At 60.7% G+C, this 25,886-nt stretch carries 23 protein-coding genes; 12 read left to right on the top strand and 11 right to left on the bottom strand.

Going from position 1 to position 25,886, the window contains the following annotated elements:
- Positions 1–11: 11 nt before the first annotated feature.
- The 3 genes from JWQ61_RS08400 to JWQ61_RS08390 all read right to left on the bottom strand — a co-directional run bounded on the left by JWQ61_RS08400 (position 12) and on the right by JWQ61_RS08390 (position 3,554).
- Complete coding sequence (locus tag JWQ61_RS08400; protein WP_304360124.1) at positions 12–965, bottom strand: aldose 1-epimerase; 954 nt, start codon at positions 963–965, stop codon at positions 12–14.
- Positions 966–984: 19 nt separating this feature from the next.
- Complete coding sequence (gene gudD / locus JWQ61_RS08395) at positions 985–2,340, bottom strand: glucarate dehydratase (protein WP_304360123.1); 1,356 nt, start codon at positions 2,338–2,340, stop codon at positions 985–987.
- Positions 2,341–2,480: 140 nt separating this feature from the next.
- A complete protein-coding gene (locus tag JWQ61_RS08390) occupies positions 2,481–3,554 on the bottom strand; it encodes a LacI family DNA-binding transcriptional regulator (protein ID WP_304360122.1) in 1,074 nt (357 codons plus the stop codon).
- A gap of 139 nt (positions 3,555–3,693) precedes the next feature.
- Between JWQ61_RS08390 and JWQ61_RS08385 the strand changes: the two genes are divergently transcribed.
- From JWQ61_RS08385 to JWQ61_RS08370, 4 genes are all read left to right on the top strand, one after another.
- Positions 3,694–4,491, top strand: a complete 798-nt coding sequence (locus tag JWQ61_RS08385) for a DeoR/GlpR family DNA-binding transcription regulator (protein ID WP_304360121.1) — start codon at positions 3,694–3,696, stop codon at positions 4,489–4,491.
- A gap of 250 nt (positions 4,492–4,741) precedes the next feature.
- Positions 4,742–6,277: a glycerol-3-phosphate dehydrogenase gene (gene glpD / locus JWQ61_RS08380; RefSeq protein WP_304360120.1), complete on the top strand. Its 1,536-nt coding sequence runs from the start codon at positions 4,742–4,744 to the stop codon at positions 6,275–6,277.
- Positions 6,278–6,391: 114 nt separating this feature from the next.
- Positions 6,392–7,888, top strand: coding sequence for a glycerol kinase GlpK (gene glpK, locus JWQ61_RS08375; protein ID WP_041741227.1), 1,497 nt, complete (start codon positions 6,392–6,394; stop codon positions 7,886–7,888).
- Between the two features lie 95 nt (positions 7,889–7,983).
- Entirely contained in the window at positions 7,984–8,697 is a 714-nt protein-coding gene (locus JWQ61_RS08370; RefSeq protein ID WP_041742976.1) for an MIP/aquaporin family protein, read from the top strand.
- An 82-nt stretch (positions 8,698–8,779) separates the two neighbouring features.
- On the opposite strand, the gene JWQ61_RS08365 is transcribed toward JWQ61_RS08370, so the two are convergent.
- The 3 genes from JWQ61_RS08365 to JWQ61_RS08355 are packed head-to-tail and all read right to left on the bottom strand — an operon-like array spanning position 8,780 to position 11,482.
- Complete coding sequence (locus JWQ61_RS08365; RefSeq protein WP_061538948.1) at positions 8,780–9,274, bottom strand: glutathione peroxidase; 495 nt, start codon at positions 9,272–9,274, stop codon at positions 8,780–8,782.
- Positions 9,271–10,407, bottom strand: coding sequence for a PilT/PilU family type 4a pilus ATPase (locus tag JWQ61_RS08360; RefSeq protein WP_304360119.1), 1,137 nt, complete (start codon positions 10,405–10,407; stop codon positions 9,271–9,273). Before JWQ61_RS08360 ends, JWQ61_RS08365 begins: the two co-directional genes overlap by 4 nt.
- Positions 10,408–10,438: 31 nt before the next feature.
- Positions 10,439–11,482 (bottom strand): type IV pilus twitching motility protein PilT, encoded by a 1,044-nt coding sequence (locus JWQ61_RS08355; RefSeq protein ID WP_092396626.1) that lies wholly within the window; start codon positions 11,480–11,482, stop codon positions 10,439–10,441.
- A gap of 122 nt (positions 11,483–11,604) precedes the next feature.
- Between JWQ61_RS08355 and JWQ61_RS08350 the strand changes: the two genes are divergently transcribed.
- Positions 11,605–12,345: a YggS family pyridoxal phosphate-dependent enzyme gene (locus JWQ61_RS08350; protein ID WP_304360118.1), complete on the top strand. Its 741-nt coding sequence runs from the start codon at positions 11,605–11,607 to the stop codon at positions 12,343–12,345.
- Positions 12,335–13,159 (top strand): pyrroline-5-carboxylate reductase, encoded by an 825-nt coding sequence (gene proC / locus JWQ61_RS08345; protein ID WP_304360117.1) that lies wholly within the window; start codon positions 12,335–12,337, stop codon positions 13,157–13,159. The genes JWQ61_RS08350 and proC overlap by 11 nt, the downstream gene beginning before the upstream one ends.
- A 96-nt stretch (positions 13,160–13,255) precedes the next feature.
- On the opposite strand, the gene JWQ61_RS08340 is transcribed toward proC, so the two are convergent.
- The 4 genes from JWQ61_RS08340 to recG all read right to left on the bottom strand — a co-directional run bounded on the left by JWQ61_RS08340 (position 13,256) and on the right by recG (position 17,766).
- Positions 13,256–13,579 (bottom strand): YqjD family protein, encoded by a 324-nt coding sequence (locus JWQ61_RS08340; RefSeq protein WP_304360116.1) that lies wholly within the window; start codon positions 13,577–13,579, stop codon positions 13,256–13,258.
- A 70-nt stretch (positions 13,580–13,649) separates the two neighbouring features.
- Positions 13,650–14,504 carry a 4-hydroxybenzoate octaprenyltransferase gene (ubiA, locus tag JWQ61_RS08335; protein ID WP_304360115.1) on the bottom strand — a complete coding sequence of 285 codons (855 nt, stop codon included), beginning with the start codon at positions 14,502–14,504 and terminating at the stop codon, positions 13,650–13,652.
- 102 nt (positions 14,505–14,606) lie between these two features.
- Complete coding sequence (locus JWQ61_RS08330; protein WP_041742977.1) at positions 14,607–15,554, bottom strand: LysR substrate-binding domain-containing protein; 948 nt, start codon at positions 15,552–15,554, stop codon at positions 14,607–14,609.
- 82 nt (positions 15,555–15,636) lie between these two features.
- A complete protein-coding gene (gene recG / locus JWQ61_RS08325) occupies positions 15,637–17,766 on the bottom strand; it encodes an ATP-dependent DNA helicase RecG (protein ID WP_304360114.1) in 2,130 nt (709 codons plus the stop codon).
- Between the two features lie 193 nt (positions 17,767–17,959).
- Between recG and queA the strand changes: the two genes are divergently transcribed.
- The 5 genes from queA (at position 17,960) to secF (ending at position 23,794) form a co-directional block, all read left to right on the top strand.
- A complete protein-coding gene (queA, locus tag JWQ61_RS08320) occupies positions 17,960–18,979 on the top strand; it encodes a tRNA preQ1(34) S-adenosylmethionine ribosyltransferase-isomerase QueA (RefSeq protein ID WP_304360113.1) in 1,020 nt (339 codons plus the stop codon).
- Between the two features lie 26 nt (positions 18,980–19,005).
- A complete protein-coding gene (tgt, locus tag JWQ61_RS08315; protein WP_304360112.1) occupies positions 19,006–20,133 on the top strand; it encodes a tRNA guanosine(34) transglycosylase Tgt in 1,128 nt (375 codons plus the stop codon).
- 211 nt (positions 20,134–20,344) lie between these two features.
- A complete protein-coding gene (gene yajC, locus JWQ61_RS08310) occupies positions 20,345–20,698 on the top strand; it encodes a preprotein translocase subunit YajC (protein ID WP_304360111.1) in 354 nt (117 codons plus the stop codon).
- A gap of 207 nt (positions 20,699–20,905) precedes the next feature.
- Complete coding sequence (secD, locus tag JWQ61_RS08305; protein WP_304360110.1) at positions 20,906–22,771, top strand: protein translocase subunit SecD; 1,866 nt, start codon at positions 20,906–20,908, stop codon at positions 22,769–22,771.
- A gap of 78 nt (positions 22,772–22,849) precedes the next feature.
- Entirely contained in the window at positions 22,850–23,794 is a 945-nt protein-coding gene (gene secF, locus JWQ61_RS08300; protein ID WP_304360109.1) for a protein translocase subunit SecF, read from the top strand.
- A gap of 66 nt (positions 23,795–23,860) precedes the next feature.
- On the opposite strand, the gene purB is transcribed toward secF, so the two are convergent.
- Positions 23,861–25,228: an adenylosuccinate lyase gene (gene purB, locus JWQ61_RS08295; protein ID WP_304360108.1), complete on the bottom strand. Its 1,368-nt coding sequence runs from the start codon at positions 25,226–25,228 to the stop codon at positions 23,861–23,863.
- Positions 25,229–25,491: 263 nt separating this feature from the next.
- Here purB and JWQ61_RS08290 point away from each other — a divergent pair.
- Positions 25,492–25,886 (top strand): glutathione S-transferase N-terminal domain-containing protein (locus JWQ61_RS08290; protein ID WP_304360107.1); only part of this gene is annotated, 395 nt, incomplete at its 3' end.

The raw sequence follows: 25,886 nt of genomic DNA, 5'->3' as shown, positions 1-25,886 counted from the left end.
CCAGCCGGGCGCTACGGGGATTCCGGAATCCCCGGACCGGAAAAATCCATCCGCAGATCGCAGCTGAACGTGTGGCCCGGAGACAAGGTCTGCAAGCCGGTATTGCTGAAGCCGGACTGCGCCAGGTTGACTGCGTTGGCGACATGGGTCACCGGCTCGATGCAGAAGTAGTCGCCTGCCTTGGGCGCGTGCAGCACCAGGTGCGACAGCACGGGCGAGGCGGAGATCGCGATCTGGTGCTGGCGGCCGTCGCCGATCGTGGCGCGCCGGTTCCAGCCGCCGTAGTACAGCGTCAGTTCTTCCTCTTGCGTGATGCCGCGCGGGCTGCCGTAGTCTTGCTGCAGAGGGACGTCGCCGACGCCGGTGGCGACATGTCCGGCATCGGCTTGCCATAGCTGTCGCGCAGCAAAGGAAACCTGGCTGGCAAAGCGCCGCGGGAAATACGGGTGGAAACCTGCGCCGAGCGGCATGGGAGGAAGCGCCGCATCGCTGGTGTTGGTGACCTCCATCTTCATCGTGAGCGCGCCGGCCGCCAGGCTTATCGTCTGTTTTGCCTGGAAGCGCCAGGGCCAGCCGCTGTCGCTGGCGGCATGGACATACAGCATGGCGGCGCTGCTGCCGTCGCAATCCAGCAGTTGCCACTCGGCGCGGTGGCCAAAGCCATGCATGGCGTGCGCTTCTCCCGGGTGCAGCGGCAGGCTGATGTCCAGGCCCGCCCAGGAAAATGCGCCGCCGCGGATGCGGTTGGAGAACGGCAGCAGCGGGTAGATGCCGGCCTTGGGCCAGGCGCTGGCCTGGAAGCCGTGGCGGCGGCAGTGTTCCGGCATGGGGACGATCCAGTTGATCGCATGGCCGTCTTGCGACGAGCTGAGAGAAGTGACGCGGCCGCCGGCGGAAGGCGACAGCGTCAATTGCCAGCCGTCGTTGCCGAGGCTGATTTCCGGCGAGAGCAGGAGTGTTTTCATTGGGCGCTCGTCGGGGACTTTAGCGCAGCAGGCAAGGCTTCTTGTTGTCGAATTTCCAGCCGGGGATCAGGTATTGCATGGCCACGGCGTCGTCGCGCGCACCCAGCCCCATGCCGCGGTAGAGCTGATGCGCCGCTTCCAGTTCCACCAGGTCGAGCTCGATGCCAAGGCCCGGTTTTTTCGGCACTTCAACCATGCCGCCGGCGATCCGCAACGGCTCTTTGGTCAGGCGCTGGCCGTCTTGCCAGATCCAGTGCGTGTCGATGGCGGTGATGTCGCCCGGCGCCGCGGCGGCGACGTGGGTGAACATCGCCAGCGAGATATCGAAGTGGTTGTTGGAATGCGAACCCCAGGTCAGCCCCCATTCGCGGCACATCTGCGCCACCCGCACCGAACCCTGCATGGTCCAGAAGTGCGGATCGGCCAGCGGGATGTCCACCGATTGCAGCTGGATCGCATGGCCCATCTCGCGCCAGTCGGTTGCGATCATGTTGGTGGCGGTCTGCAAACCGGTGGCGCGGCGGAATTCCGCCATTACTTCGCGTCCCGAAAAGCCGTCCTCGGCGCCGCAAGGATCTTCGGCATAGGCCAGCACCGTGTGCTGGTCGCGGCACAGGCGGATGGCATCCTTGAGCAGCCAGCCGCCGTTCGGATCGAGCGTGATGCGGGCCGCCGGGAAACGTTCGGCCAGCGCCGTCACCGCTTCGATTTCATCTTCGCCGCGCAGCACGCCGCCCTTCAGTTTGAAATCGTTGAAGCCGTAGCGTTGGTACGCGGCTTCGGCCAGCGCCACCACTGCCTGTGCGTTCAGGGCCGGTTCATGGCGCAGCCGCAGCCAGTCGTCGGCGGCGTCCGGCGCGCTGGCGTAGGGCAGGTCGGTGGCGTTGCGGTCGCCGACGTAGAACAGGTAACCGAGCATTTTCACCGCATCGCGCTGCTGGCCTTCGCCCAGCAATGCCGCTACCGGCACGCCGAGGAATTTTCCCAGCAGGTCAAGCAAGGCGGCCTCGAGCGCCGTCACCGCATGGATCGCGATGCGCAGGTCGAAGGTTTGCAGGCCGCGGCCGCCGGCGTCGCGGTCGCCGAACGCCGTGCGCGCGCTGTTGAGGATGGCCTGGTAGCTGCCTATGGATTTCCCCAGCAGCAGCGGGCGCGCATCTTCCAGCGTCTGCCGGATGCGTTCGCCGCCCGGTACTTCGCCCACGCCGGTATTGCCGGCGCTGTCGCTGAGGATCACGATGTTGCGCGTGAAATAGGGACCATGCGCGCCGCTCAGGTTGAGCAGCATGCTGTCGCGGCCGGCCACCGGCACTACGCGCATGTCGACGATATGAGGAGTGCCTGGAACGGGAAGGCTAGTGTTCGAATCTGTCATGAAGGGCTGCCTGTGGCTATGTATGTTGTGATTGTTTATTATTTTAATTGCTATAAATGGGACCGCTACCAAATCGTGTTCGAGCAAATGGTAGCGGTCCCATTTTGGGCTGTCAACGGATTTTTTTGGGGTATGGCGGATTAAACGCTGGCGCGCTCTATGATGGTGAAGCCGAGATCGCAGATCGGTTCGGCCACGCTTTTGCCTTCGGAGCGGTCGATGATGAAACGCGCTGCGGTGCTGCCGATGGCGGTGCCGTCGATGCGGACCGTGGTCAGCGGCGGATGCAGGTCGCGCGAAAAGCTGAGGTCGCCCAGGCCGATCACGGCCAGCTGGCTGGGGATGGCGATGCCGCTGGCTTGGGCCTCTATCATCACGCCTAGGGCCAGCAGGTCGGAGCTGCAAAACACGGCATCGATATCGGGCGCACGCAGCAATAATTCCCGCAGTCCGCTGCGGCCGTTGCCAAGCGTGGTGGGCGCCGTCACCAGGCAGGCCGGCACATCGGTTTCCTGCGGCCGCGCCATGCCGAGCCGGACCGCAGCCTCGGAAAACGCCGCGGCGCGGCGCCGGCTGCGTTCATCGTCGCCGCTGATGGCGGCTACCCGCTTTTTGCCTTTGCCGTGTAGGTATTGCGCGACTGCGGCGCCGATCTTTTCATGGGAGAAACCGACCAGCATGTCGACCGGGGTCGGCGTCAGGTCCCAGGTTTCCACCACCGGGATGCCGCTCGCCAGCAAGCGCCGGCGCGCCTGCGGCGAACGGGTGATGCCGGTCAGCACGATGCCGTCCGGGCGGCGGCCGATGATGGCGTCGAGCAGGGCGTCTTCGCGCGAATTTTCATAACCGCTCTGGCCCAGCATCACCTGGTAGCCGGCGCCGGCCAGGGTGTCGGTCAGCGCTTCCACGGTTTCCAGGAACATCGGGCCGGACAGGGTCGGCACCACGGCCGCCACCAGGCGGCTTTTCTGCGACGCCAGCGCGCCGGCCAGCAGGTTCGGCACATAGCCGGTCTGCAGCACGGCGGCCTGTACTTTTTGCAAAACCTTGGCGGAGACGGCGTCCGGCGTATTCAGCGCGCGCGACGCGGTAATGGGGGCGACGCCCGCCAGTTTGGCGACGTCGCGCAGGGTGAAGCCGCCGGTTTTACGACCGCCTTTGCGGCGCGCGGTGACGTCGGCGACGACCGCATTCATCAAGGATTCTTTTTCCATGCTGAAATTCTAACATTATAAAATGATACCGTTACCATTTTGCCGGGGCCGTGCGACAAAATGCGATTTGCATTCTCCCCATGCGGCGCAAATCCCATCATAATAAAAGCCTTTGAAAAATCCGCACAGGACAGGGTTCATGCCAGAGATATCAACGCTAAAGCTTAACAGTCGCCAGCAGGAGCTGTTGAGTTATGTGCAACGTGACGGGTTTGTGACGGTAGAACATCTGGCGACGCGTTTCAAGATCACCCAGCAGACGATACGGCGCGACATCAACCTGCTGGCGGAGCTGAACCTGCTGCAGCGCTATCATGGCGGCGTCGGCCTGCCTTCCAGCGCCGAGAATATCGCTTACGGCGCCCGGCAAGGTTTGTATTCCGAGGAGAAGCGCCGCATCGCCGCGCTGGTGGTCGAGCATATTCCCGACCAGGCCACGCTGTTCATCAATCTCGGCACCACCAACGAGGAAGTCGCCAAGGCGCTGAGCCGGCGCCGCAACCTGCGCGTCATCACCAACAACCTGAACGTGGCCGCCATCATGAGCGGTTATCCAGGCTGCGAGGTGATCATCACCGGCGGCGTGGTGCGCGCGCGCGACCTCGGCATCACCGGCGAAGAAACCATCGATTTCATCCGCCGCTTCAAGGTCGATTTCGGCATCATCGGCATCTCCAGCATCGAAGCCGACGGTACTTTGCGCGATTTCGACTATCGCGAGGTGCGGGTGTCGGAAGCGATCATCGAGCATTCGCGCACTGTATTCCTGGTGGCTGACCACTCGAAGTTCTGGCGGCCGGCGCTGGTGCGGCTCGGCGACATTTCGAAAATCAATGCGCTGTTTACCGACAAGCCGGTGCCGGAAGCCATGGCCGGCATTTTCGAAGAAGCGAAAATCGATATATTCGTCGCCGACGACAGCGCATCGGCAGCCTAGCAATAATCCCGCGGCGCCGTTCGTGCGCTGCAATCTCCCCTTGGCCGTGAACCTGTGGATAGTGCTTATCTATCCACAATTAAGTTTATTCCTATCGAATAATTGCTTTTAATAAATATAAACGATTATCAATGTTCGAATTCGAACAATATACTTTCGAATATAAATATTTTATGATGTGCGGTGACATTACAAGCTTGCGTGCGGTACTAGCGGGCTTGTCCGATGAGCAAGTTGCCGACACAAGGAGATGGCTGTGGCATCAAGTGAAATTGTAGATTTGCTGGTGGTGGGCGGCGGCGTCAACGGCGCCGGGATTGCGCGCGACGCTGCCGGGCGCGGACTGAGCGTGTTGCTTTGCGAACAGGATGACCTTGCTTCACACACTTCATCGGCCAGCACCAAGCTGATACACGGCGGCTTGCGCTATCTCGAACACTACGAATTCGGCCTGGTGCGCAAAGCGCTGCAAGAGCGCGAACTGCTGCTGCGCCTGGCGCCGCATATCATTGCGCCGCTGCGCTTCGTGATGCCGCATGTATCGAGCCTGCGGCCGGCCTGGATGATACGCGCGGGTTTGTTTTTATACGACAACTTGAGCAAACGCGAATTGCTGCCAGGGTCGCGCTCCATCGATTTCCGCAAGCATCCGGCCGGCGCGCCGCTGAAAAAGACCTTGAGCAAAGGTTTCGTGTATTCCGACGCCTCGGTGCAGGATGCGCGCCTGGTGGTGCTCAATGCGATGGACGCCAAGGAACGCGGCGCCACCATCCTCACCAAGACCCGCCTGATCGAAGCCAGGCAAGGCACGCAATACTGGGACGCCACCCTGCTGTCGACCGTGAGCGGCGAGACTACCAAGATCAAGGCGCGCTGCGTGGTCAACGCTGCCGGGCCGTGGGTCGCCAGCCTGCTGAACAGCGCCTTGAATACACCGGCGCAGCACCACATCCGCCTGGTCAAAGGCAGCCATATCGTCACCAAACGCCTGTTCGACCACGATCACGCCTATATCTTCCAGAATCCGGACAAGCGCATCGTGTTTGCGATTCCGTATGAAACCGACTTTACCCTGATCGGCACCACCGATGTCGAATACAGCGGCAATCCAGGCAAGGTCGAGATCTCGGATGAAGAAACCGCCTACCTGTGCGAATCGGTGAGCCGCTATTTCGAAACCGCGGTGACGCCGCAGCAAGTGGTCTGGTCGTATGCCGGCGTGCGGCCGCTGCTGGAGGAAGAAGTCGCCAATCCTTCCGCGGTGACCCGCGACTACCGTCTGGAATTACGCAACGAGCAAGGACTGGCGCCGGTGCTGTCGGTATTCGGCGGCAAGATCACCACTTACCGGCGCCTGGCGGAAGAAGCCATGGAGCATCTGCAGCCGCTGTTCGGTTACATGAAATCGCACTGGACCGCGCACGAAGCGCTGCCGGGCGGCGATATCGCCAATGCCGACTTCGCCGATTTCCAGCGCATTTTCCAGCAGCGCCATACCTGGCTGTCGGCCAGCCTGGCGGCGCGTTATGCACGCACTTACGGCACGCGCGCGGCGCGCCTGCTGGATGGCATTCACGACATGGCCGGGCTGGGCGAGCTGTTCGGCGCTGACCTGCATGAGGCGGAAGTACGCTATCTGATGCGCTACGAATGGGCATTGACCGCCGACGATATCCTGTGGCGCCGTTCCAAGCTGGGATTGCGTTTCGACGCCGCCGGCGTCGCGCGTTTGCAGGCCTGGCTGGAGGCGCAGCAAGTATCGGCGCCGGCAGCCATGCTGGCCTGAAGTTTTACCCGGCGGGCAATTGCGCCGGAAGATAAAAAGACGGACCCGGTTTCACCGCCGGATCAAAGTCGCCCGGTCCGCGCAGGCGGATTCACCAACCTTGGAGTAGACAAGTTGAAAGACAAATACATTTTAGCCCTGGATCAGGGGACCACAAGCTCGCGCGCCATCCTGTTTGACCGTCAAGGCAATATCGTTTCTTCAGCGCAGAAAGAATTCCGCCAGATCTATCCGCAGCCGGGCTGGGTCGAGCACGATCCGCAGGAAATCTGGTCGACCCAGGTTGGCGTCGCCGCCGAGGCCTCGACCAACATCGGCCTGAACGGCACCTCGATCGCCGCCATCGGCATCACCAACCAGCGTGAAACCACCGTGGTCTGGGATCGCGAAACCGGCAAGGCGGTGTACAACGCCATCGTCTGGCAAGACCGCCGCACGGCGGCATTCTGCGACCAGCTGAAAGCCGACGGCCTGGCCGAAACCATCCGTGAAAAGACCGGTTTGCTGGTCGACTCTTATTTTTCCGGCACTAAGATCCGCTGGATCCTGAACAACGTCGAAGGCGCGCAGCAGCTGGCGGACCAGGGACGCCTGGCGTTCGGTACTATCGATACCTGGCTGGTCTGGAACATGACCCGCGGCAAGCTGCACCTGACCGATGTCACCAACGCATCGCGCACCATGCTGTTCAATATCCACACCATGGAATGGGATGACGAACTGCTCAAGATCATGGGCGTGCCGCGCAGCATGCTGCCGGAAGTCCGCTCTTCCAGCGAAGTCTACGGCCACACCGAAGTCTCCGGTTTCGGTTCCGAAATCCCGCTGGCCGGGATTGCCGGCGACCAGCAGGCAGCCCTGTTCGGCCAGATGTGCACCGAGCCCGGCATGGTCAAGAATACCTACGGCACCGGCTGCTTCATGGTGATGAACACCGGCACCAAGCCGATCATTTCGAAGAACAACCTGCTGACCACGGTCGCCTGGAAAATCGGCAATGAAGTCAACTACGCGCTGGAAGGCAGCATCTTCATCGGCGGCGCCGTGGTGCAGTGGCTGCGCGACGGCCTTGGCATCATCAAGACCTCGACTGAAATCGAAGCGCTGGCGCGCAGCGTCAAGAGCAGCGACGGCGTCTACCTGGTGCCTGCGTTTGCCGGCCTCGGCGCGCCGCACTGGAACCCGCACGCACGCGGCACCATCTTCGGCATTACCCGCGGCACCACCTCGGCGCACTATGCGCGCGCGGCGCTGGACAGCATCGCCTATCAAACCATGGATGTATTGAAAGCCATGGAAGCCGACGCCGGCATCGTGATCCCGGAACTGCGGGTCGACGGCGGCGCTACCGCCAACAACCTGCTGATGCAGTTCCAGTCAGACATCCTTGGGGTCGACGTGGTGCGTCCTAAAGTGACGGAAACCACGGCGCTGGGCGCGGCCTACCTGGCTGGGCTGGCGGTCGGCTACTGGAGCAGCACCGACGACGTGCGCGGCCAGTGGCAGCTCGACCAGCGCTTCAAGCCGGCGCTGCCGGCGGATGAAGTGAAAACCAGCATCAAGGGCTGGCAGCGGGCGATTGCAGCGGCGACGGTCTGGGCAGATTCCTGAGGACCAGCCGGTAGCCCCACTGTTGGATAAAAACAGAATGAAACGCAGGCCCGAACCTGCGTTCCTCTCACTTCCCATTTCCGAAAGAGTTGATCATGACTCCCTTTTTAGCTGAATTCGTAGGCACCGCCCTGATTGTCCTGCTTGGCAACGGCGTAGTTGCCAACGTTCTTTTAAGTAAAACCCATGGCCATGGCAGCGGCCTGATCGTGATCACGGTCGGCTGGGCGATGGCGGTGTTTGTCGGTGTGTTCGTGGCGGCATCCTCCAGCGGCGCCCACCTGAATCCGGCCGTGACCCTGGCGCTGGCGGTGGCCGGCAAGTTTGCCTGGGGCAGCGTGCCCGGTTATATCCTGTCGCAGATGCTGGGCGGCATGATGGGCGCTTTCCTGGTGTGGCTGGTTTACCGCAATCATTTTGCCGAGACTACCGACGGCAACCTGAAGCTGGCAGCGTTCTGCACCGCGCCGGCAATCCGCAATACCTTCGGCAACGTGGTGTCGGAAGTGGTCGGCACCTTCGTGCTGGTCTACTGCGTGCTGAATATCGCTTCGCCGAAGATGGGGCTGGGCGCGCTGGATGCCTTGCCGGTGGCCTTGCTGGTGATGAGCATCGGCGTTTCGCTGGGCGGCACCACGGGTTACGCGATCAACCCGGCGCGCGACCTCGGGCCGCGCCTGATGCATGCATTGCTGCCGATTCCCGGCAAACGCGACAGCGACTGGGGTTATGCCTTGGTGCCTGTAGTGGGTTCGATCTGCGGCGGCGTGCTGGCGGCGCTGGTGTACGGTTTGCAGATGGCGCACTGAGCTGCGCGCATTGAGTTGCAATGAATGATGTATCCGGATCGGCTGGCCGCAAGGCCGAAAACCGATCTGGGATGTTCCTGCCTTATTTCCCCAGCAATTTCTCGATATCCGCCGCCAAGGCTTCCGGCTTGGTCTGCGGCGCAAAACGGTCGACTACGCCGCCGTCCTTGTTCACCAGGAACTTGGTGAAATTCCATTTGATTCCCTCGCTGCCCAGCAAGCCCGGCGCCGCGTTCTTCAGGTACTGGTAGAGCGGGGCTGCGTGATCGCCGTTGACGTCGATCTTCTCGAACAGGGGAAAGGTGACGCCGTAGTTTTTCTCGCAGAAAGCGCCGATTTCGTCGGCGGTTCCCGGTTCCTGGGCGCCGAACTGGTTGCACGGAAAACCGAGCACTTCGAAGCCCTGCTCGTGGTACTTCTGGTAAATTTCTTCCAGCCCCTTGTACTGCGGCGTGAAACCGCAGTTGCTGGCGGTGTTGACGATCAGCAGCACCTTGCCGCGAAAGGCCGCCAGCGACTCGGGCGTGCCGTCCAGTTGCTTGACGGTGAAATCGTAAATGCTGGTGTCGTTGCTCATACTATCCCCAGGTGCTCAGTGCCGGCAGACAGGTCGCGGTCTTTTGCATCCTTGCCGCGCAGCTTGATGGAAAGCCGCAGGTCGTTGACCGAATCGGCGTTGCGCAAAGCGTCTTCGTAACTGATTTTATCCTCTTCGTACAAATCGAACAGGGCCTGGTCGAAAGTCTGCATGCCGAGCTCGCGCGACTTCTTCATGATTTCCTTGATTTCATGGACGTCGCCCTTGAAGATCAGGTCGGAAATCAGAGGGGAATTGAGCAGGATTTCCACCGCCACGCAGCGTCCCTTGACGGTTTTCAGCGGCACCAGGCGTTGCGAGACGATGCCCTTCAGGTTCAGCGACAAATCCATCAGCAGCTGCGGCCGGCGTTCTTCCGGGAAAAAGTTGATGATGCGGTCGAGCGCCTGGTTGGCGCTGTTGGCGTGCAGGGTGGCCAGGCACAAGTGGCCGGTTTCGGCGAAGGCGATGGCGTAGTCCATGGTTTCGCGGTCGCGGATTTCGCCGATCAGGATCACGTCCGGCGCCTGGCGCAGGGTGTTTTTCAGCGCCACGCCCCAGCTGTCGGTATCCACGCCGACTTCGCGCTGGGTCACGATGCAGTTCTTGTGCGGGTGGATGTATTCGACCGGGTCTTCGATGGTGATGATGTGGCCGTAGCTGTTTTCATTGCGATAGCCGACCATCGCCGCCAGCGTGGTCGATTTGCCGGAACCGGTAGCGCCGACCATGATCACCAGGCCGCGCTTGGTCATGGCGACCTCTTTCAGCGTAGGCGGCAGGCCTAGGTCTTCGAATTTCGGGATGTCGGTGGTGATGGTCCGCAGCACCATGCCGACCCGGCCTTGCTGGATGAACGCCGAAGCACGGAAGCGCCCCAGTCCGGCCGGGCTGATGGCGAAGTTGCATTCCTTGGTTTCTTCGAAATCGGCGGCCTGCTTGTCGCTCATGATGGCGCGCGCCAGTTCCAGGGTATGGACCGAAGTCAGCGCCTGGTTCGACACCGGCGTGATCTTGCCGTCGATCTTGAATGCCGGCGGGAAGTCTGCGGTAATGAACAAATCGGAGCCGCGCTTGCTGACCATCAGGCGCAGCAAGTCGTGCATGAATTTGGTGGCTTGATCTCTTTCCATGATTCTTTTCCTAATAAATTTGCAGACCAGCTTAACCTGGGAAATTGTCCGGTGTCTTGGCCGCTGCACGTGCGCTAGCCAGCGAGATCACATTGCGCTTGACCAGTTCGGTCAGGTTGCTGTCCAGGGTTTGCATGCCCATGTTGCTGCCGGTCTGGATCGCCGAATACATCTGCGCAATCTTGCTTTCGCGGATCAGGTTGCGGATCGCCGGCGTGCCCAGCATGATTTCATGGGCGGCGACGCGGCCGGAGCCGTCCTTGGTTTTCAGCAGGCTTTGCGAAATCACCGCTTGCAGCGATTCCGACAACATCGCGCGCACCATTTCCTTTTCTTCGCCGGGGAACACGTCGACGATACGGTCGATGGTCTTGGCGGCAGAGGAGGTGTGCAGGGTGCCGAACACCAGGTGGCCGGTTTCGGCGGCGGTCAGCGCCAGGCGGATGGTTTCCAGATCGCGCAATTCGCCGACCAGGATGACGTCAGGATCTTCCCGCAAGGCCGAGCGCAGCGCATTGCTGAAAGAATGGGTGTGCGGGCCGACTTCGCGCTGGTTGATCAGGCACTTGTTCGACTGATGCACGAATTCGATCGGATCTTCGATGGTCAGGATATGCGCGTATTCGTTTTCATTGACATGGTTGACCATGGCCGCCAGCGTGGTCGATTTGCCGGAGCCGGTCGGGCCGGTGACCAGCACCAGGCCGCGCGGCTTGAGCGACAGTTCGGCAAAGATGCGCGGCGCGTTGAGCTGTTCCAGGGTCAGGACTGTCGACGGAATCGTCCGCAGCACGGCAGCGGCGCCGCGGTCCTGGTTGAAGGCATTGACGCGGAAACGCGCCAGGCCGGGGATTTCAAACGAAAAGTCGCATTCCAGATGTTCTTCGTACGCCTTGCGCTGGCCGTCGTTCATGATGTCATAGATCATGGAGTGCACGTCCTTGTGCTCCAGCGGCGGCAGGTTGATGCGGCGCACATCGCCATGAACCCGGATCATCGGCGGCAAGCCTGCGGATAAATGCAAATCGGATGCCTTATTCTTCACCGAAAAAGCCAGAAGTTCGGAAATGTCCATTTATAATCCCTGTGCTGTATTTTGTTTGTTGAAAGGCATTTTTCTGCCCAGGCGCTGCTTGCCAAAACCGCCTGGCCATGCAATTTAGTAGTTCTTTACGGCAATTTTCAAACTCTCCGATTATGTCCTTAATGTCGCACAAGTTGCAAGCCGTCCATAGCAGTATTCATGCCACGGCCATTGCGGTGTCGCGCCGACCTGACAGTGTGGCGCTGCTGGCGGTGTCAAAAACCTTCGGCGCCGATGCGGTGCTGGAAGCGGTCGCCGCCGGCCAGCGCGCCTTTGGCGAAAACTATCTGCAGGAGGCGCTGGCGAAAATGGCTGAGGTCGAGCTGGCGCTGAAGTCTGGGCAGGAGGGCGATGTCTTGCTGGAATGGCATTTTATCGGCCCGATCCAGAGCAACAAGACGCGTGCCATCGCCGAGCATTTCGACTGGGTGCACACGGTAGACCGCGAAAAGATCGCCCAGCGCCTGTCGCAGCAGCGGCCGCCGCAGCTGGCGCCGCTGAACATCTGCCTGCAGGTGAACATCAGCGGCGAGGCCAGCAAGAGCGGTTTGGCGCCGCCGGAGGTAAAGGATGTGGCGCGCGCTATTGCGGGATTGCCGGGGCTGAACTTGCGCGGCTTGATGGCGATACCGGAGCCGACCGACGACCTGCAGAAACAGCACGCGGCATTTCGCCGGACCAGGGAATTGCTGGAACAGCTGCAACAGGATCTGGGCATACAGGCTGGACAGCAGCTGGATACTTTGTCGATGGGCATGTCGGCCGACATGGCGGCGGCGATTGAAGAGGGCGCCACCATCGTGCGCGTAGGCAGCGCAATTTTTGGACAACGGGAACGGAACCATGAAAAGTAAACTGAATATCAGCTTCATCGGCGGCGGCAATATGGCGGCGGCCCTGATCGGCGGCCTGGCCGGCAAGGTGACCGACGGCGCCAACATCCATGTGGTCGACCTGAATCCGGAGGCTTTGCAGAACCTGGCGCAGCGTTTCGGCGTCAGTACCGCAACCGGCATCGATGCCGCGATCGCGGCCAGCGAAGTGATCGTGCTGGCGGTCAAGCCGCAGCAGATGAAGGAAGTCGTGGCCAAATTGCGGCCGCATGTCACCGGCCAGCTGGTGTTGTCGATCGCCGCCGGCATCCGCGCTGTCGACCTGGCGCGCTGGCTGGGCGGCCACGACGCCATCGTGCGCTGCATGCCGAATACGCCAGCGCTGATCGGCCTGGGGATTACCGGCATGGTCGCCACTGCGGGCGTGTCGGCGGCGCAACGCGATACCGCCGACCTGATCTTGCGCGCGGTGGGCAGCACAGTGTGGCTGGATGACGAGGCAAAGATCGATGCGGTGACGGCGGTATCCGGCAGCGGCCCGGCTTATGTGTTTTATTTTATTGAGGCGATGCAGCAGGCAGCCCAGGAACTCGGCCTGACCGCGCAACAGGGTATCGAACTGGCCAAGGCCACTTTCGTCGGTGCAGCGCAGCTGGCGGCGCAGTCGCCGGAGCCGGTGTCCTTGCTGCGCGAACGCGTCACTTCCAAGGGCGGCACCACTTATGCTGCGTTGAGCAGCATGGAAGCGGCAGATGTGAAGGGCGCGATCATCACCGCCGTCAAATCGGCAGCAGTCCGCGGCCAGGAGCTGGGTGACGAGTTCGGACGCGACTAGCATCGAGTCCGGCAGCACCGATAAAAAAAACAGCGGCATCGCATAACGATTGCCGCTGTTTTTCATTGCAAGCCCTGTTCGGGCTCCTGCCGGATTTTATTTGTTGCGGCCGATCGCCAGGCCCGCCAGCAAGCCGATGACGGCTGCCACGCTGACCGCTTTCCAAGGATTGTCGCCGACATATTCATCAGTCACATGGGCGGCGTGCTTGGTGTGCTCCACTGCTTTTTTGGTGGCTTTCGGCAGTTCGGTTTTAGCCGTTTCCAGGGCCGCTTTCAGTTTTTCGCGCGCCGAGTTGTATTTTTTCTCTGCATGGTCATGGGTATCGTCGAGCAGGGTTTCTGCTTCCTTGATCACGGATTTGAGCTCGCCAGCCAGATTGTCGCGCATATCTTTTACGTTATCGGTAGTAGTAGCCATGTTTGCCTCTTCAATGTGGATTGCGGGGAAAGATGTTGCTCAATATATCACGATAAATCATGTCTGAATGTTATCTCAGCGCGTAGTCCAGGGCGATGCCGCCAAATACCGCCGCTCCCAGCCAGTTATTGTGGCGGAAAGCGGTAAAGCAACCGGCGCGTTCGCGTGTGCGGATCAGGCGGTAATGATAGACGGCGCAAGCGGCAGCCAGCAGCATGCCGGCGCTGAACCAGCCGCGCAAACCGAATTGCCAGCCTACAGCAAATACTAATCCCAAACTGAGCGCGTAACAAAGCATGATTGCCAGCACGTCGTAGTGGCCGAAGGTAATCGCCGAGGTCTTGATGCCGATCCTGAGGTCGTCGTCGCGGTCGACCATGGCGTATTCGGTGTCGTAGGCGACCGCCCAGAATACATTGGCGACCAACAGCAGCCAGGCCGCCGCCGGCACGGCACCCTGCACGGCGGCGAAACCCATGGGGATGCCGAAGCCGAAAGCGATTCCGAGGTAGGCTTGCGGAATCGCGAAAAAGCGCTTGAAGTAGGGATAGCTGCCGGCCACGATCACGGCGATCACCGACAATTCCTTGGTCAGCGTGTTCAGCGGCAGGATCAGCAGCAAGGACAGCAGCGTCAGCACAACGGCCACCATCACCGCTTCCCAGGCGGCGATCTTGCCGCTGGTCAGCGGCCGCTCGGCGGTGCGTTTGACGTGCTTGTCGAAATCGCGGTCGGCGAAATCGTTGATCGCGCAGCCGGCCGAGCGCATCAGGGCGGTGCCAAGGATGAAGATCGCGACCAGGCTCCAGGCCGGTTTGCCGCCGGCGGCCAGCCACAGGGCGGCCAGGGTCGGCCACAGCAGCAGCAGGATGCCGATGGGCTTGTCCATGCGGATCAGCTGGAAATAGAGTTTGAGACGATTCATTGCGGTTTGGATGTCAGGCGGCAGCGGGGAAAACGGGCGGATGGAAGAACGGCGGCGGCCGGAAACGGCTTCCGCCCCGGCCAGGTCAAGTCAGCTGCTGATTCAGCCTTCGACCGCAAGCGCGTCATGCAGCAGGGTGACGCCTTTCAGCCCACAATCCAGCACGGCTTTCTGCACTGCTTCGATGGCGGCATGGCGGGTGAAGCTCTTGCGCCAGACGATCACCACCCGGCGCGACGGCTCCGGGTCGGTAAACGGCACATAACGCAGCATGCCGTCCTTGGCGTCGAGATCGGGCACCGAAGCCAGCGGCAGCACCGTGATGCCGATGCCGGAAGCTACCATATGGCGTATGGTCTCCAGCGACGAACCTTCGAAGGTGCGGGCGATGCCGTCGCCGGCAGTCGAGAAGCGCGACATTTCGGGGCACACTTCCAGCACCTGGTCGCGGAAGCAATGGCCGTTGCCGAGCAACAGCATGGTTTCCGATTTGAGATCCTGGGCGCTGATGCTGCTGCGATTGGCCCAGGCATGGTGCTTGGGCAGCGCCACCACGAACGGTTCGTCGTACAGCGGCTGCACCATCAGGCCATGTTCGGGGAACGGCAGGGCGATGATGGCGGCGTCCAGTTCGCCCTGGCGCAGCAGCTCCAGCAGGCGCACGGTGAAATTTTCCTGCAGCACCAGCGGCATCTGCGGCACTTGCTCGATCATGGTTTTCACTAGCGGCGGCAGCAGGTAGGGGCCGACGGTATAGATGATGCCGAGGCGCAGCGGGCCGGCCAGCGGATCCTTGTTCTGGTTGGCGATTTCGCGGATGGTGGCGGTCTGCTCCAGCACCCGTTCGGCCTGGGCCACGATCTGCGCGCCCAGCGGCGTCACTGAAATTTCAGTGCCGCCGCGTTCGAAGATCACCACGCCCAGTTCGTCTTCCAGCTTCTTGATCGCCACGGAGAGGGTCGGCTGCGCTACGAAGCAAGCTTCCGCAGCATGGCCAAAATGCTTTACGCGGGCTACCGCGACGATGTATTTGAGTTCGGTCAGAGTCATGTTGTTATCTTCGCATATTTTTTTGATGGAGATTGTATCTCCATGTTTCAGTGTCATTTTTGCAAAATAGCCATCATGCCGCTCAAACCTTCAGGAAATCCTCGCGGCCGCCCAGCCAGCGCGCCAGGTGGGTGCTGACGGTGGCCTGGTTGGCCGGGGTCGGATCCTGCAGCAGCGTGTGCGCCAGGTCGCGCGCGCGGTCGACCAGCCACTGGTCGGTGGCCAGGTCGGCAAAACGCAGCATGGCCTGGCCGGACTGGCGCGCCCCGAGGAATTCGCCGGGGCCGCGGATTTCCAGGTCGCGCCGGGCGATTTCGAAACCGTCGGTGGTTTCGCGCATGGTCATCAGGCGCTGCTTGGCGATATAGCCGAGCGGGCTTTGGTATAACAACAAGCATACGCTGGCGGCAGAACCGCGTCCAACCCGCCCGCGCAGCTGGTGCAGCTGCGACAGCCCGAAGCGTTCCGCATGCTCGATCACCATCAGCGAAGCGTTGGGCACGTCGACCCCGACTTCGATCACGGTGGTGGCGACCAGCACATGGCAGGCGCCGGCGCTGAAGGCGTCCATCACTTCCTGTTTCTCGGCTTGCTTGAGGCGGCCATGGACCAGGCCGATCCGCAGGTCGGGCAGCGCCTCCACCAACATGGCGTAGGTTTCGGTTGCCGTTTGCAGCTGCAGGGCTTCCGACTCCTCGATCAGCGGGCAGACCCAGTAAGCCTGGCGGCCGTCCTGCACCGCTGCATGGACCCGTGCGATCACTTCGTCGCGCCGCGACTGGTCGACTGCGCGGGTGACGATAGGCGTGCGGCCGGGCGGCAGCTCATCGATCACCGAGATTTCCAGGTCGGCGTAATAGGTCATCGCCAGGGTGCGCGGAATCGGCGTGGCGCTCATCATCAGTTGATGCGGCACCACTGCCGCTGTGTTTTGCGCAGCCTCGTTGCCGCCGTTTTCGGACACGGTCTTCATGGTCTTGTTACGCAGCGCCAGGCGCTGGCCGACGCCGAAGCGATGCTGTTCGTCGACAATCACCAGGCCCAGTTTGGCAAACTGCACGCTGTCCTGGATCAGGGCATGGGTGCCGATCACCAGTTGCGCCTCGCCCGATTCGATCATGGCCAGGGCCGCCAGCTTTTCTTTCTTTTTCAGGCTGCCGGTGAGCCAGGCGACACGCACGCCCAGCGGCTCCATCCAGGCCGCGATCTTGCGGAAATGCTGGTCGGCCAGGATCTCGGTCGGCGCCATCAGCACCGCCTGGTAGCCGCTGTCGATGGCTTGCGCCGCGGCGAGGGCGGCGACCACGGTCTTGCCGCTGCCGACATCGCCTTGCAGCAGCCGCTGCATGGGAAACGAGGCGTGCAGGTCGGCGCTGATTTCAGCCACCACCCGCTGCTGGGCCTTGGTCAGGGTGAACGGTAGCGTATTGAGGAAGGCCGCCGACAATTTGCCGATGACCGGCAGCGCCCGCGCATTCTTGGCGCGCCGCGCGACCTGGGCGCGTTTCAGTGACAGCTGCTGGGCCAGCAGTTCGTCGAACTTCATGCGCACCCAGGCCGGATGGGAACGGTCTTCCAGCGCATGTTCATCGACTTCCGGCGGCGGGTTGTGCAGCAGGCGCACCGCATTTTCGAAGGGCATCAGCTGCTGCGCCGCCAGTTGCGCCGGCGACAAGGTATCGCGCCACTCGATGTTGTGCATGGCGTCGGCGATCGCCTTGCGCAGGAAAATCTGCGACAAACCCTCGCCGGCCGGATAAACCGGGGTCAGCACATCCGGCAGCGGAGCGCCCTCCAGCACTACCTTATAATTGGGATGGACCACCTCGGCGCCGAAAAAGCCGTGGCGGATTTCGCCGCGTGCGCGCACCCGGGTGCCGACCGCCAGCTGCTTGGTCTGGCTGCCGTAGAAATTCAGGAAACGCATCACCAGCTGGCCGCTGTCGTCGGCGATGGTGACCACCAGCTGCCGCCGCGGCCGGTACTGGATATCGCAGGCGGTGACGACGCCTTCGACTTGCGCTACGCTGGCGCCCATCATGCCGGCTTGCTGGATGGCGACAACCTCGGTCTCATCTTCATAGCGCAGCGGCAGGTGCAAGACCAGGTCGATATCCGTGCGCAAACCCAGCTTTTCCAGCTTGCTGGCGCGCGTGTTCGCAACCGGGGCAGGAGGGGCAGCAGCGGCAGGTTTTCGCTTCGGAGCAGGCATATCAGGCGGTTAATGGTGGCTTTTGGGGTAGCTTTGAGGCCACAGGGCGTAAAATAGCGGGTTTGCTCATAAAAAAGCATAGCGTTGCTGCATTCCGGTTGTGTACGGATTTCAGCGTTTGCCATTGTAAAGCCTATGGCCGTATTGGCAAGTTGAGCCTGATTTCCTTATTTATTTCCTTACTTATTCGCGCATGCATTCTCTCTCCGATTACGATTTCGAGCTGCCTCCCGAGCTGATCGCGCAAACCCCGCTGTCCGAGCGCAGCGCCTCGCGCCTGCTGCACATAGACGGCGATCGCCTGATCGACCGCCAATTTACCGACATCGTCGATCAGCTCGACTCTGGCGACCTGCTGGTGTTCAACGACACCCGGGTGCTCAAGGCGCGCTTCTTCGGCGTCAAGGAAACCGGCGGCAAGGTCGAGGTGCTGGTCGAGCGCGTGGTCGACAACCGCACCGTGCATGCGCAGGTGCGCGCCTCGAAATCGCCGCCGGCCGGCACCCGGATCTGCCTGGCCGAAGCATTCGATGTGGTGGTGGGCGAGCGCGTCGGCGAGTTTTATACGCTGGTGTTCCCGGCCGATGTATTCGAGCTGATCGATGCCCACGGCCGTTTGCCGTTGCCGCCGTATATCGAGCACGATGCCGACGCCTTCGACGAAACCCGTTATCAAACCGTCTACGCCAAGCACGCCGGCGCGGTGGCGGCGCCGACTGCCGGCCTGCATTTCGACCAAGCTTTGCTGGAACGCCTGCAACAAAAAGGTATTGGGTTTGCCTACGTTACGCTGCATGTCGGCGCCGGCACCTTCCAGCCGGTGCGCAGCGAGAACCTGGCGGAACACAAGATGCACAGCGAGTGGTACACCATCACCGAAGCCACGGTGGACGCGGTGCGCGCCACCAAGGCTGCGGGCGGCAAGGTGGTCGCGGTCGGCACCACCAGCTTGCGGGCGCTGGAATCGGCCTCGCAGTCCGGGGTTTTGCAGGCGGGCAGCGCCGATACCGCCTTGTTCATCACTCCCGGCTATGTTTTCAAGACCGTGGAGCGCCTGATCACCAACTTCCATCTGCCGAAATCGACCTTGCTGATGCTGGTCTCGGCTTTTGCCGGCTACGACTGCATCCGCGCCGCCTACGCCCATGCCATCGCGCAGCGTTATCGCTTCTTCAGCTACGGCGATGCGATGCTGCTTACCTATAACGCCTGATCCTGATTATTGACTGATTGAAACCCATGCTTGAATTCACGCTGCTGAAAACCGAAGGAAAGGCCCGCCGCGGCCGCCTCAAACTTAACCACGGTACGGTTGAAACGCCGATTTTCATGCCGGTCGGCACTTACGGCTCGGTGAAGGCGATGTCGCCGCTGGAGCTGGTGGAGATCGAAGCCCAGATCATCCTCGGCAACACCTTCCACCTGTGGCTGCGGCCCGGCACCGAGGTGATCGACAAATTCCGCGGCCTGCACAAGTTCATGGCTTGGGACAAGCCGATCCTGACCGATTCCGGCGGCTTCCAGGTGTTTTCGCTGGGCGCGATGCGCAAGATTACCGAGGAAGGTGTGAAATTTTCTTCGCCGATCAACGGCGATAAACTGTTCCTCTCGCCCGAGGTGTCGATGCAAATCCAGAAATCGCTGAATTCCGACATCGTGATGCAGTTCGACGAATGCACGCCGTATGAAATCGACGGCCGGCCCGCTACCAGCGAGGAGGCGGCGCAGTCGATGCGGATGTCGCTGCGCTGGGCCAAGCGTTCCAAGAACGAATTCGACCAGCTGGAAAACCCGAATGCGCTGTTCGGCATCGTCCAGGGCGGTATGTTCGAAAACCTGCGCGACGAGTCGCTCGCCGGCCTCGAAGACATCGGCTTCCACGGCATTGCCATTGGCGGCCTGTCGGTGGGCGAGCCCAAGGAAGAAATGATGCGCGTGCTGGAACACATCGGTCCGCGCCTGCCGGCCGACAAGCCGCATTACCTGATGGGCGTCGGTACGCCGGAAGACTTGGTCGCTGGCGTCGAAAACGGCGTCGACATGTTCGATTGCGTGATGCCGACCCGTAACGCCCGCAACGGCTGGCTGTTTACCCGCTTCGGCGACCTGAAGATCAAGAACGCCCGCTACAAGGATGACGAAAAGCCATTGGATGAGACCTGCGGCTGCTACGCCTGCCGCAACTTCTCGCGTGCTTACTTGCATCATTTACATCGCACCGGTGAAATCCTTGGCGCGCGCCTGAATACGATACACAATCTGCATTACTACCTGGACTTGATGAAAAATATCCGGGCAGCGCTGGATGTCGGGCAATTCAGCGTATTCGTGACCCAGTTCCACCTGGACCGGGCGCGCGGTGTCTAGGATTTATCCTGATAAAAGTATGCATTTTGCAACTATTTGCCGATAAACCGGTCTATGCCCACTGGCCTTATCCGCCTGCTGACACTATAAAGGCGGCGGATCGGGCTGATTTCCCGGCAATAAATAGCGCCGGGGCGCGGCTGGACGGTTGTATGCCGTTACCCAATGCTAGAATGCTGGGCTATTTTCAAACTATTACCTGGAGCAACTCGTGTCAATTATTTCCAGCGCTTACGCGCAAACTGCACCTGCGGCTACTGCCGCTGCCGGCCCATTTGGCTTGAGCGGCAACCTGACCAGCTTTTTGCCTATCATCCTGATGTTCGTGGTGTTGTACTTCCTGATGATCCGTCCGCAAATGAAGCGTCAGAAAGAACAGAAATCCATGATGGAAGCGCTGGCCAAGGGCGATGAAGTAGTGACAGCCGGCGGCATGCTGGGCAAGATCACCAAGGTTGCCGACGGCTACATCACCCTGGAAATCGCCAGCGGCACTGAAGTCGTGGTGCAAAAGGGTTCGGTCACCACATTGCTGCCGAAGGGCACAATCAAGACGGCACTGTAATCCAGGCGCCTGACTGATGGAACGAGAGCATCCGGATGGGTGCTCTCTTCAAATGTAAAGCCCGGAATAAAAAAGAGCCTGGCGGCGCAATGCCACAAGCGCAGCACTACAAGCGCAGCACTACAGGTCATTGCACGCAGGGCATCGGCTGCATAACCATGCAAGCAAGAGACTCCCTCCGAGACTCACACAGAACGCTGAATCAATATGAATCGCTATCCTCTCTGGAAATATATCCTGATCGTCATCGCGCTGCTGTTCGGCGTGCTGTACACCATACCGAATCTGTTTGGCGAATCGCCCGCGGTACAGGTGAGCAGCGGCAAATCGACCTTGAAGATCGACAGCTCGCTGGCTGACCGGGTGTCGCAAGTGCTGCAGCAAGGCAATTTGCTGACCGACAGCGTCACTTTCGAGAACGCCGGCGCCCAAGGTACGGTGCGCGCCCGTTTCCACGATACCGACACCCAGTTCAAGGCCAAGGCTTTGCTGGAACAGACCCTGAATACCGATCCGACCGATCCGGTCTATGTGGTGGCCTTCAACCTGGTGCCGAATACGCCGCACTGGCTGCAAGCCATCCACGCATTCCCGATGTACCTGGGGCTCGATTTGCGCGGCGGCGTGCACTTCTTGATGCAGGTCGACACCAAGGCGGTGATCAACAAGCGCCTGCAGGGTTTGCAAGCCAGCGCCCGCACCGAACTGCGCGACAAGGATATCCGCTACAGCGGCATCAACCGCAATGGCGATACGATAGAAATCAGTTTCCGCGACCAGGATACGCTGAACAAGGCGCGCAACATATTGGCGCCGCAACTGTCCGAGATGTCGATCCAGGCAGTGCCGCCGGTGGCCGGCGCCGACCCGATGCTGACCGCATCGCTGAAGCCTGAAGCACTGAAGCAGATCGTCGACAACGGCGTCACGCAAAACATCACAACCTTGTCGAAACGGGTCAATGAACTGGGCGTCAGCGAGCCGATCATCCAGCGCCAGGGCGCCGACCGCATCGTGGTGCAGATGCCGGGCGTGCAAGACGTTTCGCGCGCCAAGGACATCATCGGCCGTACCGCGACGCTGGAAGTGCGGATGGTGGATGAATCGGTAACCCGCGGCACGGAAGCCACCGCTGCGGTGCCTTTCGGTTCCGAACTGTTCAAGGTCGGCAAGAATGCGCCGGTAGTGCTGTACAAGGACCCTGTGCTGACCGGCGACTATATCTCCAGCGCTGCCGTCAGTTTCGACCAGAACCAGCAGCCTGCGGTCAGCATCGACCTTAACGGCGACGGCGGCCGCAAGATGCGCGATGCTACCCGCGGCAAGGTCGGCAAGGCGATGGCGATCGTGCTGTTTGAAAAAGGCAAGGGCGAAGTCCTGACCGTGGCGACGATCCAGAGCGAACTGGGTTCGCGCTTCCAGATCACCGGCATGGGTTCGCCTGAAGCGGCGGCCGACCTGGCGCTGCTGCTGCGCGCCGGCTCGCTGGCGGCGCCGATGACCATCATCGAAGAACGCACCATCGGCCCGCAACTGGGCGCCGAAAATATCAAGAAGGGTTTTGACTCGACCATGTACGGTTTCGCCGTCATCGCCGTGTTCATGATCGTCTACTACATGCTGTTCGGCCTGTTCAGCGTGCTGGCGCTGTCGGTCAACCTGCTGCTGCTGATCGCGGTGCTGTCGACCTTGCAGGCGACGCTGACCTTGCCGGGTATCGCCGCGATTGCGCTGACCCTCGGTATTGCGATCGACGCCAACGTGCTGGTGAACGAACGCATCCGCGAAGAACTGCGTAACGGCAATTCGCCGCAGGCAGCGATCTCGATCGGTTTCGACCGCGCCTGGGCCACGATCCTGGACTCCAACGTGACGACGCTGATCGCCGGCCTGGCGCTGCTGATTTTCGGTTCCGGCGCCATCCGCGGTTTTGCGGTGGTGCATTGCCTGGGCATCCTGACTTCGATCTTCTCGGCAGTGTTCGTTTCGCGCGGTTTCGCCAACCTCTGGTACGGCCGCAAGAAGAAACTGACCAGCCTGTCGATCGGCCAGATCTGGAAGCCGAACGCCTGAGTTGCAACCAGACCCAGGCAAGCTGACATCGAATAACGTTGTGGCCGCGACCATGCGGCCACGCAAAAAAGGAATGTGATGGAACTTTTCCGTATCAAGAAAGATATTCCGTTCATGCGCCATGCATTGATATTCAATGCAATCTCGGCGCTGACGTTTGTATTGGCCGTATTCTTCCTGTTCTCGAAAGGCCTGCATCTGTCGATCGAGTTTACCGGCGGTACGGTAATCGAAGTCGCCTACAGCAAGCCGGCCAATATCGAGGGCATACGCAAGACGGTCGAAGGCATCGGTTATACCGATAACCAGGTCACCAATTTCGGCACCGCCCAGGATGTGATGATTCGCCTGCCGGCAAAAAAAGGTGAAAACTCCAATGCCCAAAGCGCAACCGTACTGAAAGCCTTGCAGCAGCAGGACCCCGACGTGCAGCTCAAGCGCACCGAGTTTGTCGGGCCGCAGGTGGGCGACGAACTGGCGCACGACGGCTTGATGGCGCTGCTGTTCGTGGTGATCGGCATCGTCATCTACCTGGCCATCCGCTTCGAATGGAAATACGCGGTGGCGGCGATTATCGCCAACTTGCATGACGTGGTGATCATCCTCGGCTTCTTCGCCTTCTTCCAATGGGAATTCTCGCTGACCGTACTGGCGGCGATCCTGGCGGTGCTGGGCTATTCGGTCAATGAATCGGTGGTGGTGTTCGACCGCGTGCGTGAAACTTTCCGCGATCGCCGCTTCGGCAAGCTGGCGGTTTCCGATGTCATGAACCATGCGATCACCAGCACGATTTCCCGTACCATCATCACCCACGGCAGTACTGAAATCATGGTGCTGTCGATGTTCGTGTTCGGCGGTCCGGCGCTGCATTATTTCGCGCTGGCGCTGACCATCGGCATCCTGTTCGGTATCTACTCTTCGGTGTTCGTGGCGGCGGCGGTGGCAATGTGGCTGGGCGTCAAGCGTGAAGACATGATCAAGCCGATCAAGGAAAAAGACGAGACTGACGGCGCCGTGGTGTAAGGCGTTGCGGTTATAAAAAAACCAGCCTTCGGGCTGGTTTTTTTTGGTCTGGCGGAAAGCCGTGCTTCAGATTTTCTTGGCCAGCAATGCCGCATGCCCGATGTAGTTGGACGGCGTCATGGCCAGCAGGTGGTCCTTGGCGTCCTGCGGGATTTCCAGCTTGAGGATGAACTCGCGCAATGCCTCCTTGGAGATGCCTTTGCCGCGCGTCAGTTCTTTCAGCTGCTCGTACGGATTCTCGATGCCGTAGCGGCGCATCACGGTCTGCACCGGCTCGGCCAGCACTTCCCAGGTAGCGTCCAGGTCTTCCGCCAGGCGGCCGGGATTGACTTCCAGCTTGTTCAGGCCGCGCAGGCAGCTGTCGTAAGCCAGGATCGCATAACCGAGGCCGACGCCGATATTGCGCAGCACGGTGGAATCGGTCAGGTCGCGCTGCCAGCGCGACAGCGGCAGTTTTTCCGACATGTGCTTGAGCACGGCGTTGGCCATGCCCAGGTTGCCTTCGGAATTCTCGAAATCGATAGGATTGACCTTATGCGGCATGGTCGAGGAACCGATTTCGCCGGCCTTGGTGCTCTGCTTGAAAAAGCCGAGCGAAATGTAGCCCCAGATATCGCGGTTCAGGTCGAGCAGGATGGTGTTGCTGCGGCTGATCGCATCGAACAGTTCAGCCATGTAGTCGTGCGGTTCGATCTGGATGGTATAGGGATTGAACACCAGGCCCAGCCGTTGTTCGATCACGTTCTTCGAGAAATTTTCCCAGTCGAAGTCGGGATAGGCCGACAGGTGGGCATTGTAGTTGCCGACCGCGCCATTCATCTTGCCCAGGATTTCCACGGCGGCGATGCGTTTCACAGCGCGTTGCAGGCGCGCCACGACGTTAGCCATTTCCTTGCCAAGCGTGGTCGGGCTGGCCGGCTGGCCATGGGTGCGCGACATCATCGGCAGGTCGGCGTTGGCGTGCGCCAGTTCGGTCAGCTTGGCGATCACTTGCTGCAGGGCCGGCAGCAGCACGGTATCGCGCGCCGCTTTCAGCATCATGCCGTGCGAAGTGTTGTTGATGTCTTCCGAGGTGCAGGCGAAGTGGATGAATTCAGACGCTGCGACCAGTTCCGGCACATCCTTGACTTGCTCCTTGAGCCAGTACTCGACCGCCTTGACGTCATGGTTGGTGACGGCTTCGATGGCCTTGATGCGTTCTGCATCGGCTTCGCTGAAGTCGCTGGCCAGCTTGTCGAGCAGCGCGGTGGCGCTGGCGGAAAAGGGTTTGATCTCGGCGAAGCCCGCATTCGACAGGGCTTGCAGCCAGGCAATTTCAACCTTGACCCGGTGGTGCATGAAACCGGCTTCGGACAGAATAGGGCGCAGCTTGTCGGTTTTGGCGGCGTAGCGGCCATCCAGCGGGGACAGGGCGGAAAGCGTGGAGAGAGACATGATAATGATGACTATAGAGGTGAATGAAGATAGGGGCGGATGCCTGTTGTTTCTATTTTGCAAGTACGCAGCGGGCTTAAGCGCGCTATGAAATTCTGGCAACAAATTTGGGCAACAACGCAAGGCAATAACCAGCCAAACCGAATTTTACCATTTGCAACGTGGTAAATATGCCGCTTTGCGTTCGGGCCTGGGCGGCGATGGACAAAGTGGCGGGAGGCGAATGCTATAATCAGCCAACATTTTTTTACCATAAGTGACATATGAAGCTGATCGGTTCCCTCGGTAGTCCTTTCGTCCGCAAGGTACGCGTAGTGATGGCGGAAAAGAAACTGGACTACGATTTTGTGCTGGAAGATGTCTGGGCCGCCGACACCAAGATTCACACTTCGAATCCCTTGGGCAAGGTGCCTTGCCTGGTGATGGAAGACGGCGGCGCCATGTTCGATTCGCACGTGATCGTCGAATATCTCGACACCCTGACGCCGGTTGGTAAACTGATCCCGATCAACAGCCGCGAGCGCTCCGAAGTGAAATGCTGGGAAGCGCTGGCCGACGGCGTGCTGGACGCCGGCGTGCTGATCCGCCTGGAAAGCACGCAACGCGCTGAAGGCGAGCGCAGCCAGGCCTGGATAGACCGCCAGCAGCGCAAGATCGA

This window comes from Collimonas fungivorans (genome assembly GCF_028292705.1).
GTDB classification, from domain to species: Bacteria; Pseudomonadota; Gammaproteobacteria; order Burkholderiales; family Burkholderiaceae_D; genus Collimonas; species Collimonas fungivorans_B.
Note: the sequence above shows the minus strand (reverse complement) of the source record. Positions and strands in the feature narration are given on the sequence as shown.

Bases quoted from the DNA above. Each gene is read 5' to 3' on its own strand.
- glpD (WP_304360120.1), top strand. From the start codon at position 4,742: ATGGCTGTGGCATCAAGTGAAATTGTAGATTTGCTGGTGGTGGGCGGC.
- secD (WP_304360110.1), top strand. From the start codon at position 20,906: ATGAATCGCTATCCTCTCTGGAAATATATCCTGATCGTCATCGCGCTG.
- JWQ61_RS08340 (WP_304360116.1), bottom strand. From the start codon at position 13,579: ATGGCTACTACTACCGATAACGTAAAAGATATGCGCGACAATCTGGCT.
- JWQ61_RS08365 (WP_061538948.1), bottom strand. From the start codon at position 9,274: ATGAGCAACGACACCAGCATTTACGATTTCACCGTCAAGCAACTGGAC.
- queA (WP_304360113.1), top strand. From the start codon at position 17,960: ATGCATTCTCTCTCCGATTACGATTTCGAGCTGCCTCCCGAGCTGATC.
- JWQ61_RS08400 (WP_304360124.1), bottom strand. From the start codon at position 965: ATGAAAACACTCCTGCTCTCGCCGGAAATCAGCCTCGGCAACGACGGC.
- JWQ61_RS08355 (WP_092396626.1), bottom strand. From the start codon at position 11,482: ATGGACATTTCCGAACTTCTGGCTTTTTCGGTGAAGAATAAGGCATCC.
- JWQ61_RS08330 (WP_041742977.1), bottom strand. From the start codon at position 15,554: ATGACTCTGACCGAACTCAAATACATCGTCGCGGTAGCCCGCGTAAAG.
- proC (WP_304360117.1), top strand. From the start codon at position 12,335: ATGAAAAGTAAACTGAATATCAGCTTCATCGGCGGCGGCAATATGGCG.
- JWQ61_RS08350 (WP_304360118.1), top strand. From the start codon at position 11,605: ATGTCCTTAATGTCGCACAAGTTGCAAGCCGTCCATAGCAGTATTCAT.
- tgt (WP_304360112.1), top strand. From the start codon at position 19,006: ATGCTTGAATTCACGCTGCTGAAAACCGAAGGAAAGGCCCGCCGCGGC.
- purB (WP_304360108.1), bottom strand. From the start codon at position 25,228: ATGTCTCTCTCCACGCTTTCCGCCCTGTCCCCGCTGGATGGCCGCTAC.
- gudD (WP_304360123.1), bottom strand. From the start codon at position 2,340: ATGACAGATTCGAACACTAGCCTTCCCGTTCCAGGCACTCCTCATATC.
- JWQ61_RS08370 (WP_041742976.1), top strand. From the start codon at position 7,984: ATGACTCCCTTTTTAGCTGAATTCGTAGGCACCGCCCTGATTGTCCTG.
- ubiA (WP_304360115.1), bottom strand. From the start codon at position 14,504: ATGAATCGTCTCAAACTCTATTTCCAGCTGATCCGCATGGACAAGCCC.
- secF (WP_304360109.1), top strand. From the start codon at position 22,850: ATGGAACTTTTCCGTATCAAGAAAGATATTCCGTTCATGCGCCATGCA.
- JWQ61_RS08385 (WP_304360121.1), top strand. From the start codon at position 3,694: ATGCCAGAGATATCAACGCTAAAGCTTAACAGTCGCCAGCAGGAGCTG.
- JWQ61_RS08390 (WP_304360122.1), bottom strand. From the start codon at position 3,554: ATGGAAAAAGAATCCTTGATGAATGCGGTCGTCGCCGACGTCACCGCG.
- recG (WP_304360114.1), bottom strand. From the start codon at position 17,766: ATGCCTGCTCCGAAGCGAAAACCTGCCGCTGCTGCCCCTCCTGCCCCG.
- JWQ61_RS08360 (WP_304360119.1), bottom strand. From the start codon at position 10,407: ATGGAAAGAGATCAAGCCACCAAATTCATGCACGACTTGCTGCGCCTG.